The organism is Wolbachia endosymbiont of Oedothorax gibbosus (assembly GCF_936270435.1).
In the GTDB taxonomy this organism is placed as follows: Bacteria; Pseudomonadota; Alphaproteobacteria; order Rickettsiales; family Anaplasmataceae; genus Wolbachia.
Genome location: NZ_OW370567.1, coordinates 809,392 through 823,185 on the forward strand (window position 1 = coordinate 809,392; position 13,794 = coordinate 823,185).

The window sequence follows — 13,794 nt, forward strand, 5'->3', positions numbered from 1 at the left end:
TTTATTGTATAGAAATTATTTAAAATATAAATGTGCTTGTATGTTATTATATATTAAAATCTTTCGTATGACAAACATCAGAATAGAAGTTTTAAATAAATGTGAGCAAGTTGGCCGCAGAAGGGTAGTTAATGTTTACTTGATTTACATAAGCAAAGAATTACCATCAAAATTACATGAAGAAATTTGTGGGCTATTTTATAATAAAGTCATACAAGACTGCCGTTATTATTCCTACAATAAAAACCTTGAAGAAGTTCAATATAACTTTATAGAACCACAAGCAAAGTGGGGCTTGGAAATAAGCTTCTTACCTGGCATGACCGATAATGTAGGCAACACAGCGAAACAAATTGTTAGAGAGTATTTAATAAACAAGAACTACATTGATGAAAATGTTTGTATAAAAGCAAGAAGTTCAAAATTGATTCTAGGGCAAGCAACTGAAGATGATATAAAACAAGAATTCAACCCTATCACTGAGTATTGCACGCTTGTTTATAAAGAAAACGGCAATTGCTATTGGAGGCATTACGGTAAATTAAAAGGTGTCATCCCAGTGTCAAGCACTGGGATGACAAAAGAGAGCACTGGGATGACATCAAGTAGTAATGGGGCTAAGTCTGTTGACCTCAATGTAAGTGACCAAGAACTTGAGAAAATCAGCAGAGATGGAATCGATGGTAACGGCACTTTAGGGCTCTCGCTGGCAGCAATGAAAGCTATAAAGGATTACTTCAAAAAACTTGGTAGAAATCCATATGATATTGAACTTGAATCCCTAGCACAAACTTGGTCTGAACATTGTAAGCACAACATTTTCTCCTCTCCTATTGATGAAATAAAAGACGGTCTATATGCGCATTATATAAAGCGTGCAACGCGTGAGATAAATTCTGACATATGTGTGTCAGTTTTCTCCGATAATGCCGGAGGAATAATTTTTGATGACGATTACTTAATTGTAGATAAAGTTGAAACTCACAATAGCCCTTCAGCTCTTGATCCGTTTGGTGGAGCAATGACCGGAGTGCTTGGAGTTAATCGTGATATAGTGGGTTTCGGCAAAGGTGCAGAGCCTATAATGAATACCTATTACTTTTGCTTTGCCAAAGAAGCAAAAGGCAAATTCTATAGGGATAAAGAGCGTACTGATGAGATCTTACCGCCAAAATATATAATGAAAGAAGTGATTCATGGTGTTAATGTTGCTGGCAATTGTTCTGGCATTCCAACGCAACTTGGATCGGTATATTTTGACGATAGATTTTGTGGCAAGCCGCTGGTCTTTGTTGGAAGTGTCGGAATTATTCCGCGCAGTATAAATAATGTACCTTCACACATCAAAGGGCCCAAGAATGGTGATAAGATTGTAATTATTGGCGGAAGAGTTGGAAGGGACGGAATTCACGGTGCAACGTTTTCCTCAGAGGCTTTGTCGGGAAACAGCCCTTCAACAATTGTGCAAATTGGTGACCCTATAACACAAAAAAAATTATCCAACGCCGTCTTGGAAGCAAGAGATCTTGGTCTTTATAATGCAATAACGGATAACGGAGCAGGTGGGCTGTCGTCGTCTATTGGTGAAATGGGAAAAGACGGATTTGAAGTTGATTTGAGCAAGGTTCTCCTTAAAAACGATGGTATGGCTCCGTGGGAAATATGGATATCAGAATCACAAGAGAGAATGACCTTAGCAGTGCCAGAAGAAAATCTTCCTATGTTTAAGCAAATCATGAAAAAACATGATGTGGAGGTTTGTGTAATTGGAGAGTTTAATGAGAGTGGTAAAGCCGTTGTTAAATGTCCTGAAGGGGCAGTAATAATGGATATGGAAACCGAGTTTCTGCATGACGGTAATCCTAAAATGCATTTACAGACAAAGCCGTGGTCTGGAGAACCTAATCGATCTGCTGTCATTCCGGAACCCTCTCCTGTCACCCAAGTAGCTGACACTGAGATAGCTTTAGCAATTCAAGAGAAACATTACGGCTCTGATCATCCTGAAGTTGCTAAACTACTAGTAAACCTAGGCGATGCCTATGGTGTTCTAGGTGACCATAAGAAATATAAGGAGTTGCTCAAACGGGCTTTAGCAATTCAAAAGAAGTACTATGGCTCTGACCATTTCGAAGTTGCTAGAACGCTGACAAATCTCGGTAACACTTATTATGCCTTAGATAATCCTCAGAAAGCAAAAGAGTTGCTTGAACAGGCTTTACCTATTTTTGAGAAACATTATCTAAAAGAAATGCTGAGCAGACCAAACATATGCAGCAAAGAGTTCATAGTGGTGCAATACGATCATGAAGTTCAAGGATCATCAGTGCTAAAACCATTGCAGGGCAGGGGAAGAGTGTGCAGTGAAGTCATTGTCTCAAGGCCTGTTCTTTCCTCAAACAAAGGTGTTGTAAAATCGCAGGGATTTGGCTCAAGTTATGGAGAAATTGACACTTATCACATGGCAGCATGTGCGATTGACACTGCAATACGCAACTACGTAGCTGCAGGAGGAAATATAAATCACTTAGCGTTGCTCGACAATTTTTGCTGGTGCGATGCTTATAATCCAGAAAGGCTATGGCAGCTAAAGAGAGCCGCAGAGGCTTGTTACGACTTTGCAACTGCATTTAAAACACCATTCATATCCGGAAAAGATAGTATGTTTAACGACTTTAAGGGATATGACGAAAATGGCGAGAAAGTGATGATATCTGCACCACCTTCATTACTCATTTCAGCAATTGGAGTTATAGAAAATATTGAAAATACGGTATCGCTTGATGTAAAAATGCCAGGAGACTTGATATATGTACTTGGAGAAACACTTGATGAACTTGGTAGATCTGAATATCAATTATACAGTGGAATAGATAATAACAACGTACCAAAAGTTGATGCAAAGAGCGCTAGGAAGTTGTATGAGCGTTACAACCAGGCAATAAAAGATGGCATAATTGCCTCTGCAATTGCACCAAACTTAGGCGGCTTAATTATTGCTCTGGCAAAATCGCTAATTGCAGGAGACCTTGGTGCTGAAATCGATCTTTCACTAGTACCAATAGGAAAAATACAAAATACAGATACAATGAACAAGATAATAATGTTTTCCGAATCACAAAGTAGAATTTTGATTACTATTGCACCGCAAAATCAGAAGAGGTTTGAAGAATTGTTTAAAGGCGTAGTTTATTCATATATTGGTGAAGTAACAGAGAAAAAGGTGCTAAATATAAAGGATGTTTTAAAAGTAGATCTGAAAGATTTGAGAAATAGTTATAAATATTTTTTTTGATTATACTCTTTCACTATATATAATGTTTACTTAAAATAAATGTATGTTATTAAATTTTGGTAGGTAGTTATGTCTATTTTATCGATACTCCTGTTTATCAGTCTTTCTTTACTCAACACTTCAAATAAATTGATGATATGTGCTGCTTTATTTATAGGAGCTGCTTTAGTTGTAAATTCAATGGTTGAATTTTATGGCAAAAGCAAAGCTACGTACAGCTTAATAGTGTGTACAGCGCTATGTTGTGTTTTTAAATTGCAAAGTTTTAGTTTGATGATATTGATTTCATATACTGCAATTTTAGTGTCTCTTCTCTCAAGCATAATTATTTTTGAAAAATCAAGGTCCAAGTTGAATTTTCATATGGCAAATTTCATTACTTTAATTATGGCATCAGTGATTGATAGTGCCGTTGTATGTGTTGGATTACTATACAAATTTTCTGCAGATAAATGCCTATCAATATATACTAGAGACTTAATTTTTAAGTTTTCTTATGCATCAGTATTGAGCATCTGCTTGTTTGTAGGGGTGTATTTATTTTGCTTGACAAGCAAGAAATATTTTAAGATTTCCACATAACCTGTTTTCTGATATAGCTAAACTAACACCTACTCCTGGGGATGTATTTGGTGCGTAACAACAGTTTAGAATTTATAGGTAGCCTAAACCCACAACTGTACAAACATTATGATTTGAGCCTATCAGGGGGGTGTCATTCCAGTGCCCAGACACTGGGATCCAGAAAAAAGAATGGTGTCATCCCAGTGCTTGACACTGGGATCTAGACTTTCCGTAAAAACGTTATATTTTAACATAACACTTTATATGCTCACCAACTTAGTGCTAATCAAAATCCTGGATCCCAGTGTCTGGGCACTGGGATGACATCATAGGGACACTGGCCTACTTAACCGTCATACCGCCGCGGTATCTCAGCCGCTAACATGTAGCGGGATGACGATTGTCAGGGTGTCATGCAAGTAGCCCCTATAATTGTGTAATAGTTTAGACTTGATCTGACAGGCAAACAAAGTAAGATAAAAATATGAACAAATTTTAAAGGAGTGTCAGGCAACACAAGAAAAAATACTAAAACCAAAGTTGGGATTGCTAGAACTTGCAAAGCAATTAGGAAATGTATCACAGGCGTGTAAGGTAATGGGATATTCAAGGGATACATTTTACCGCTTCAAAGAACTGTATGAAACAGGAGGAGAAGAGCGAAAAGCAAGCCATTATATGCAAATAGAGTATTGACCTTACCCAGAAAAAGTAGAGAGGAAGTTAAGACGTTTTTGAAGTAAAATAGAACGTTTTTTCAAAGAGGTGTAATATGGGAAACAGAAGGGAATATACAATAGAGTTTAAATTGGAAGCAATAAAACTAGTAAGAGAAACAGGTCAACCGTCAGCAAAAATAGCAAGAGATTTAGGTATGAGTGGAGATTTATTAAGCAGATGGGTAAGAAAATATAATGAAAAAATGTCCGGAGTAGATGCATTTCCAGGCAAAGGAAAGTTAGCTCCTTATGACAAAGAAAGGTTTGACTTGAAGAAAGAGTTAGCAAGAATAACTAGGGAAAGAGACATTTTAAAAAAAGCCCTGGGATATTTTGCCAGCCAAAAAGAGTAAAATATTCTTTTATAAAAGAGCATAGAAGCAGCTATAAAATACAGGAGTTATGTAGGTTTTTAAATGTATCTGCTTGTGGTTATTATAAATGGGTTGCTCAGGAGAAAAGTAATAAAGAATTAGCAAGAGAGGAGCTTCTAGCAGATATTCAAAAAATATATCAAGCATCACAATGCAGGTACGGAGCTCCTAAAATCCATGCTGAACTAAAAGCTTTAGGCAAAAATTATAACATCAAAACAGTGCAAGATGTAATGCAAAAAAATGGCATTCAAGCTAAGCTTAGAAGAAGATTCAAAACTAAAAAACAGCAAACAGACAGTAGGATTATAGCTCCAAATATCCTGGATCAAAATTTTACTACGGACCAGCCCAATAAGGTATGGGTAACTGATATTACTTATATAAAAACCAAAGAAGGCTGGCTATATTTGGCAGCAATAATTGACTTATATTCACGTATGGTAGTTAATGAGTAGTTCAATGGATAAACAATTAATTATAGATGCTTTATTTATGGCTGTTAATAAACGCAAACCCTCCAAAGATCTACTGTTTCATAGTGATCAAGGGTCACAATATACTTCTAAAAATTACCAATTCTTATTAAATAAAAAAAATATTATCTCTAGCATGAGTCATAAGGGTTGTTGTTATGATAACTCACCTGCAGAAAGCTTTTTCAGCTCACTCAAAAGAGAGCTACTTATTGATCCTTCACAACACTCTGCTCAACAAGCTAGAACTGTCATATTTGAATACATTGAAATTTTTTATAATAAACAACGACGTCATTCTACTATTAACTATTGCATCCCTGAACAATTTGATGCATCATTTTCATGACAAAAACGTCTTAACTTTCTCTCTACTTTTTCTGGGCAAGGTCACTAATTGGTATGGAGTTTTTGCTAAAATGCTTTATGAAAAATAAATAGCTTGACCTATAGATAAATTTGGCTACTTTTATAATATAAACGGGTATAAGTAAAATGTTTGAGTTTGATCCTCTGTTGCTAGCTCGAATTCAGTTTGCCTTCACAATAGGCTTTCACATTATATTTCCCGCTTTCACGATCGGGCTTGCAAGTTTTTTAGCCTTTTTGGAATGGTGTTGGCTTAAGACTGGTGATACACGTTTCCTTGATGTTTATAAATTCTGGATCAAGATTTTTGCCGTTGCTTTTGGCATGGGAGTGGTATCTGGAGTTGTAATGTCATATCAACTTGGTACCAATTGGTCGATTTTTTCTGACCGCATAGCCAATGTTCTCGGCCCTCTATTTTCCTTTGAGGTTTTAACAGCCTTTTTTCTGGAGGCATCTTTTTTGAGTATTATGCTATTTGGATGGAATAGAGTAAGTCCTCGTATGCACTTTGCTTCTACTTGTATTGTTGCAGTAGGAACGCTTATTTCAGCTTTTTGGATTATTGCAGCCAACAGTTGGATGCAAACACCCGCTGGATTCTCAATTGGTGAGAACGGTCTCTTATATCCAACCAATTGGTTAGAGATTATTTTTAATCCTTCTTTCCCTTATCGCTTTATTCATATGGTAACAGCAGCCTATCTTACAACAGCGTTCGTGGTGGGCGGTGTAGGGGCGTTTTATCTTTGGAAAACGCGACATGCTCCTCAAGCAAGAATTATGCTTGGTATGGCAACCATTATGGTAGCTTTAGCTGCACCATTTCAGTTGTTTGTGGGGGATAAGCATGGATTAAATACTCTAAAGCATCAACCTGCTAAGATTGCTGCAATGGAAGGTATATGGGAAACCGAAAAAGGGGCTAGCTTACTTTTGTTTGCTTATCCGGATCAGCAAAATGAAATTAATCATTACGAAATAAAAATTCCTAATCTTGCCAGCTTGATCTTAACACATGATTTTTTAGGAGAAGTAAAAGGATTAAAGGAATGGAAAAAAGAAGATAGACCGCCTGTAGTATGGGTATTTTGGTCCTTCCGTGTAATGGTTGGAATCGGAATTTTAATGATTATAATTGGATTAGTTAGTGTTATACAATACTTTCGTGGCAAGTTATTCCAAAGTTGTTTCTTGCATGGATGGTGGATGTTAATGATGCCGTCTGGGTTCATAGCATTACTTGCAGGTTGGTTTACTACTGAAATTGGCCGTCAACCTTACACTGTATATGGAATTATCCGCACAATTGAATCATTTTCACCTGCGATTACCGGTCCTCAGGTTGCATGGTCTTTGATTGCATTTATCGTTATGTACACCCTTATATTTGGAGCAGGCAGTTACTATATCCTGAAACTTATATACAAAGGAATTCCTGTCATTAAAGAAGAAGAGCAATTTTATAAACACGGTATTGGAGCTTCAGTGATTGAATCTGGAAAGGGCAACGATCATGTTTGATTTTTCTTCCTTAATTAATTTACCCCTAATCTGGGGATTACTAATTGCCATAGCTGTTTTACTGTATGTTTTAATGGATGGATTTGATTTAGGTGTTGGTATTTTACTTCCTTTTGCACCTTCAGATAAATGTCGTGATCACATGATAAATTCAATTGCACCATTTTGGGATGGAAACGAAACATGGTTGGTACTAGGTGGTGGAGGGTTGTTTGCTGCTTTTCCTCTTGCATATTCAATATTAATGCCTGCTTTTTATATTCCAATCATTATTATGCTGCTTGGCCTTATAGTGCGCGGAGTATCCTTTGAGTTTCGTTTTAAGGCAGAAGGAAAATACAAGCAATTATGGGATTATGCCTTTCATTTTGGGTCACTTGGTGCTGCATTTTGCCAAGGCATGATTTTAGGTGCATTTATACATGGTGTAGAAGTAAACGGACGCAACTTTTCTGGTGGCCAATTTGATTGGGCAAGTGCTTTTAGTGTAATGACAGGCATTGCTGTAATATTTGGATATGCACTTTTAGGTTCTACATGGCTCATAATGAAGACAGAAAATATAACACAAGAGTGGGCACGTAAGGTTGCTTCTTATACGCTTGGTTTTGTAGGTATTTTCATGGGACTAGTGAGTATAATAACACCATTTTTAAATGAACGTATTAAAAACTTTTGGTTTAGTATGCCAAATTTTTATTATCTATTTTCTATTCCATTACTCACATCTTGGCTATTTTTCATGCTGTGGTTTGATCTCCAGAATGCTAAACGGGAGTACCGTCCATTCTTTCTCAGTATTGCTATTTTTTTTATGGGATATTTAGGTTTAGGAATTAGTATCTACCCATGGATTATACCTTTTCAATATACCATTCTGGATGCAGCTGCTTCTGGACCAAGTTTATCTTTAATGCTCATTGTTATAATACCGCTTTTACCAATCATTTTAACTTATACTGGTTATTGCTATTATGTCTTTCGTGGAAAATCAAATTATGACACATATTAAGGAGTTAGTGATCTTATGGTTAAAACGTTACCCTCAAATCAAGCAGTTGTTCTGGTTTATTGTTTTATGGGTTGGCGGTTTATTAGCAGTATCGATATTAACTTACCCGATAAAATTGATAGTTAATTTTTGTAAATAACATATTTTCTGTGTTTCTTTTCGTACCTAACTGTTCCATACGCAGTCAAGTTAAGGAGAAGTAGCATTAGGAAGAAGGGCTATTTTAAATATTAAATGTAGTAATCTAGACTTAATCTAGCAGGTATGAATTATCCGATAGCAGCCAGTATGGTGGAAAAACCCATATGCAAGGAAAAGTGCTGTAAAGTTGAAGAAAAATAGAAAGTATCAAGTATTATGGTGGGTTTTGGCTCCACTCTGCTTGAGGCTTTGTATAAGGAAAAGGTTTGCTGCTCAAGAATTTGAATGGAATCCGTAAAGGTGGAAACATTCTTAAGGACGAAGTAAACAGCATTGTGTAAACATGTGAACTATTTGAGGAAAGGTGGGTATAGAAGGAGAGAAAACACAGCTCTCTAAAAAAACACTAAAGTTAGAAAATTTATTCTTGCATTAGTTTTTATTCGTGCTATGTATTATACATAATATCTTTATAGATTGGGGGGAAGTATGGTGGTTGGAAATATTTTTGAATCTGAGTAGGTTTCTAATACGAAAATAAATCCAGAAATAAATGAAACATTGGAAGGATTACCAAAAAAGCTAGAGAAAGAGGAGAGGGATGATCAGTATGAGCTTATAAAAAAACATCTTTTTTCACTTGATTCTTGTCTTTTGATGGATAGTAAGCTGTCATTTCATGGCGTAGTATGTACATGGATTGCTTGCACACTTAATATAGCGATAGAGGAGAGACACCTTTACATTATGCTGCTACTGGGTAAGGTTAATTATGATATGCTTGATTTATTTATAAATATATGTAATAATTAATTTCTTATCTTAACGAATTAAAAAGCAAATATGCCAGAAAGCTCAAATGAGAAAAAAAACGAAATACTCAATTTACTACAGTCTGCCTCAGAGGACTCAATTAGGAAAACTTGTCGTACGTTTTACTCTGGCCTTGAGAGTCATTGGTATGATCAGACCCAATTTTATGGATCTTTGTATCCTCTATTAGGAGAAAAGTCACCTAATAAGCCAATAATGCTTATTTCAGATACTCCAGACTTGTCCGATGAACTTAAAAAGATGAATGAAAAGATGAAAAGTTATGGTTGCTGTGATAAAAGTATAATCTACATTCGTAACAGTGGATGCCATTTTACTGTTCTCTATCTTTTCCAGAAGGAGAAGAAAATATTATTCATAAATCCTATGGGTGCAACAGGAAAACCTGATCTAAAAAATGAAGGTTACACCTTACGCGTTTCGAATACCGAAATTCAAAAAGATGGCTATTCATGCGGGCCTATAGCATCTGAAATAGCTAGAATGTTATACTCTAACCATGAAGTAGTTGAAAATTATCTATCTAATCCAGTTTCAAATTGTGATCCAGTTAGCCTTGATGGTTTTTTGCCTAGAGAAGAGCTTAATCAATTACGTAAGTCTTTTTCAGAAGAAATAACCATAGACTATAGTAAAAGTCAGGTGAAGTTGAAAGGGGCTGATTATAGGACAGCTCATCTCATGTGTAACTTAACTGCGAATGAATCTTATTTTTATGTGCTTATGTCACCCATGCTTTTCACGTGGGAAGGTCCTATTGTTAAAGAAATCCCTCAGGCAGAAAAACAAAAGGTAGAAAAAATAAGGTCGTTTTTCATTGACAATCCAGATAATGTGAAGTTATTTAATCGAGAAGTTAATAAACTACTTTGGCCAAATAAAGTAGTGGATTCAGACATTAAAGTGCCAACTATTAAAAAAGACACCACTGGCAAATCAGAAACAGTGCCTAATAATGTTAAGCAACAGCAAATAAAGCCTTCAGTAGATACAACAAATGGTTTGGGTAGCTCTGGATTTAGCAGCCAACCAGAATATGGTGATATTCAGGACAATAGTCAGCAGTCTAGTATTACTCCAAAGAGCTCGCAAAAGAATAAGCTGCCTGTTATAGCTGCTTTTACACTAGCAATAGCTGGAATTGTTTCAGGAGTAGCTATTGCAGTTTACTTGGAAATGCTAGCAGTGGGGATAGCAGTTGGAGCTTGTTGTCTTGTTGCTGCTGCAATCATATACTGTTGTAGTGGTCCTTCAAATTCACTTGAAAATATCAGTGCCAAAACTGTAGCTGATAAGTGCATTTAAGGACTTAGAACCATAAGCTCAAGGTAAGGAGGAGCAGCAGGGGTACAAGATAAATGTTGTGTTAATAATTTAGAGATTCTTCTAAAAAGTTATCTTATTTAAAAACTTTCTTGATGCTTATGGTTTTTTGGACATAGTCTTTTATGTTAGATTCAAAGAAGACTGAATAGGTTGCTCGACACTTTCTACTTTTTCGAGCTTTGTGTTGGGATTTATGATATTATACAGCGCAAAACCTATACACATTAATCCAACTATTCCCACAACCGCTGCTACTACAGGCATTTTCATATGCAACACAATTTACCAACAACACTGCACCAACAACACCAGCCAGAATTGCTTGCCTTTGTTGCGTTAACGGTTTGTCTTTTTTGTCTGTAGCATCAAAACATGGTTCAGCGGAAGATGGGCTGTCAGCTCTATCAACGGTTGAAGATCTTCACTATTTATATTACATAATTTGGTGTCAGTTTCTGTAGCTTTATCAATTGCGTGAGTAGTACCTTTATTTGTTACACTATATTTACATATTTCCTTACTATTTTCATCTTTAGCTATAGTAGTTTTTGCTGTTACAACAGTGGGCTGCTGCTCTATAGTTATTTCTAAAGGTTTGTTGGCTTCTTCTCTGCTAGAAATTTTTGGTTCTTGTGTCGCAGTTTCTTTGGAAATAGTGGTCTTCCAATTTTTGAATTTTTTAGTAATAGCTTTCCCTATCTTTTTCATAATGTTTTTCTCTATTAAAATTTGTTGTATTTAATGTGTGTAATTTAAGACGCTAACTTGTAAAACTTTTCAAATTGCTCACTCCACAGCATCGGTATTTCCCTTAAATCAACTAACCGCAAATTACTTGGTTGTCTCCCATTTACTATGTCTTCCTTAATTTTTGGAGCTAAATCTTAAAATTTGTTGTATACGTCTTGTACCTATATTAATTTTAACGCTCAGCTCTTTCACATTTCTATATTTTCCTTCTTCTAGCTGCCGTTTCCACAGATGGGCTCTCACCACTGCTTTCAGTAGCGCATTGTTTGTTTTACCTTCTGGTTCTACTACTGTGCATTTATTTCCTTTCTTCTTTAAATTCATTGCTACAAATGTCTTCTCTGACTCAGAATGTACCTCTATTCCATTTTCTTTTACCATTACTCCCTTTATTAATTTTTTCACTACTTCTTTCTGTTTTCCAGGGCTTAAATTTTCCCATTTTTCTTTTTTTGCCTCTTTTTCTTCCCAATTTTCATACAACTGTTTAGCTTTCTTCATTACTTCTTTTTCCACTTCTCCGGCGACTATTGTTCGGTTTATTGATTCGCAACCTTTTCCTCTTAAATGATTATTGCATACGTAGTATCGATACCTTTTATTCTCTTTTTTTGCGTACGTCAGCGTCATATTTGCATTACAGCTCTTGCACTTTATTATTCCCTTTAGTAGCGCCTCTTCATATTTTTTGCTCAATAAATTCACTGACATTGGTATGCGAAATGGCTACATGAATTTATCGTAAATTATTACCAGTATAAGGTGCGATGCAACAAAGCCCACTGGGATCCAGGAAACTTAATTGCAAGTAATGCATTGGGTTTGGTGAATATGGGTTTTGCGTTATAAAATGAAGCACTTTTGGTGAATTTGTAAAGAAAGCTGGATCCCAGTGTCAAGCACTGGGATGACACCATTTGTTGTAAACTCACTTTTACTCTATGGTCTTGCCGCTATCCTGAACGGACAATGGCGTCAACTTAAGGAAAAATATCGGTGATAGTGTATAAAAATTCTCTCTAAAATTTTTACCATTAAATTACCCAAAAGCTGCAATAAATAGCACTTTTGTTGCTGTTTTATTTCAACAAAGAAGTCTAAAATGTGTCCTTTTTAGGTAAAACATGCAAAAAGGAAAAAATTTTATTCTACAAATTAAAAATATAATATACTCGAAAGCTTTTCAGAGAATCCATTGTGTTGGAAAGAACAGTTTCACGCGAACAAGAAAACTCCCTTTTACGACAGTATTTTCTATGATTTTAAAGTTAGTTAAAAAAAGTTTGGGAATAGAATGTGAACTTATGGAGCCATTGACATGTACCCTCAAAGCAAGCTTTTTCTAAAGCAAGGTATAAATACAGGTTTTAAAGAATTTAAGCATCCAAACAGCCTATCAAGATGAATCTGAGCTGGAGAGGCTATAGACTTATTGCAGCAGATGGTTCTGGTATGAGATTACCCAGCTCTGAGGAAATTGTATCCGAGTTTGGCCGCTTTAAACCAAATGGAACAACAGGCACAATGCCACCATTGGCAAGAGTTTCTTTGTTTGTTGATTTATGTACTTCACTGATTTGCAGTGCTCGCCTTGCGGCTTGGGAACAAACGTTGGCGGAAGAGCAATTACCCGAAGTTATCACTCAAATGCGTTCATTAAATCAAAAGAAATTATTATTTATCTATGATCGTGGTTATCCTTCAGTAAAATTCATTCAGCAGCATGATGATTTGGAAGTAGATTTTATTTTTCGCTTGCAAAAAAGAAATTATAGCAAGCTATGGGAACGAATTGCATCTGGCGAATCAGATTTTGATTTTATATTAGAAAATGAAAAGCTAAAAAATAAAATGAAAGGACAGAAAGTAAGAGCTGACATTAGCTAACGGAGAAACAGAGGTATTAGTTACTTCACTTTTTGATCGAGAAAAATTTACTTTGGAAGATATCAGTAAAGCTTATGTATTAAGGTGGCACATAGAAGAGTGCTACAAACGACTCAAAGTAGGAGCAGAGTTAGAGAATTTTTCTGGGGTAAATTTAGAGGCTGTATTACAAGAATTTTGGGCAAACTTGGTCATGTGCAATATATTATCGCTTCATATGTGTGATGCACAAGGGCCTTGGAACCCAGATCAAATTGCCGAGTACCGTTTAAATTTTTCAGTTTTATTTGGTGTGATGAGACAGAAACTTTATCAAGTGCTCGTTGCGCCAAAAGATTTTCAAGCCCTTTTTAAGTATACGCGCCAAAGTTAAGATCCGACCGGGAAGATTGTATAGCCGCAATAAAGTAGATAAGCCCAAACGCCATCATGTCTTTAGGAGAGTTTGCTAATGTATGCTCTTAGAACCTGTTAAGGATCTCGAAAATATGAGGTAAAGTAGGCATAGTTAAGAAAGAGGTAT

7 protein-coding genes and 4 pseudogenes are annotated in these 13,794 nt (G+C 36.0%); 9 read left to right on the forward strand and 2 right to left on the reverse strand.

Annotation, left to right across the window (positions count from 1 at the left end; translation table 11 throughout):
* The first annotated feature begins 67 nt into the window (after window positions 1-67).
* The 8 genes and pseudogenes from NBW39_RS04010 (at window position 68) to NBW39_RS04055 (ending at window position 10,613) form a co-directional block, all read left to right on the forward strand.
* Window positions 68-3,295 carry an AIR synthase-related protein gene (locus NBW39_RS04010; RefSeq protein WP_250295756.1) on the forward strand — a complete coding sequence of 1,076 codons (3,228 nt, stop codon included), beginning with the start codon at window positions 68-70 and terminating at the stop codon, window positions 3,293-3,295.
* 69 nt (window positions 3,296-3,364) lie between these two features.
* Window positions 3,365-3,877 (forward strand): hypothetical protein, encoded by a 513-nt coding sequence (locus NBW39_RS04015; protein WP_250295695.1) that lies wholly within the window; start codon window positions 3,365-3,367, stop codon window positions 3,875-3,877.
* Window positions 3,878-4,351: 474 nt separating this feature from the next.
* Window positions 4,352-4,516, forward strand: a pseudogene (locus NBW39_RS04020) (helix-turn-helix domain-containing protein); the annotation flags it as partial.
* A gap of 115 nt (window positions 4,517-4,631) precedes the next feature.
* Window positions 4,632-5,777: pseudogene (locus tag NBW39_RS09225) on the forward strand (IS3 family transposase).
* A 146-nt stretch (window positions 5,778-5,923) separates the two neighbouring features.
* Complete coding sequence (locus NBW39_RS04040; RefSeq protein WP_250295697.1) at window positions 5,924-7,321, forward strand: cytochrome ubiquinol oxidase subunit I; 1,398 nt, start codon at window positions 5,924-5,926, stop codon at window positions 7,319-7,321.
* Window positions 7,314-8,333: a cytochrome d ubiquinol oxidase subunit II gene (gene cydB / locus NBW39_RS04045; RefSeq protein WP_250295758.1), complete on the forward strand. Its 1,020-nt coding sequence runs from the start codon at window positions 7,314-7,316 to the stop codon at window positions 8,331-8,333. Before NBW39_RS04040 ends, cydB begins: the two co-directional genes overlap by 8 nt.
* Before the next feature lie 702 nt (window positions 8,334-9,035).
* Window positions 9,036-9,287 (forward strand): hypothetical protein, encoded by a 252-nt coding sequence (locus NBW39_RS04050; protein WP_250295698.1) that lies wholly within the window; start codon window positions 9,036-9,038, stop codon window positions 9,285-9,287.
* A 30-nt stretch (window positions 9,288-9,317) separates the two neighbouring features.
* Complete coding sequence (locus tag NBW39_RS04055; protein ID WP_250295699.1) at window positions 9,318-10,613, forward strand: TomO hydrophobic C-terminal domain-containing protein; 1,296 nt, start codon at window positions 9,318-9,320, stop codon at window positions 10,611-10,613.
* 357 nt (window positions 10,614-10,970) lie between these two features.
* Here the strand turns inward: NBW39_RS04055 and NBW39_RS04060 are convergent, their stop codons facing one another.
* Window positions 10,971-11,342, reverse strand: a complete 372-nt coding sequence (locus tag NBW39_RS04060; protein ID WP_250295700.1) for a hypothetical protein — start codon at window positions 11,340-11,342, stop codon at window positions 10,971-10,973.
* Between the two features lie 44 nt (window positions 11,343-11,386).
* Window positions 11,387-12,071, reverse strand: a pseudogene (locus NBW39_RS04065) (recombinase zinc ribbon domain-containing protein); the annotation flags it as partial.
* Between the two features lie 437 nt (window positions 12,072-12,508).
* On the opposite strand from NBW39_RS04065, the pseudogene NBW39_RS04070 reads away from it, so the two are divergent.
* Window positions 12,509-13,723 (forward strand): annotated as a pseudogene (locus tag NBW39_RS04070) (IS4 family transposase).
* Window positions 13,724-13,794 lie beyond the last annotated feature (71 nt).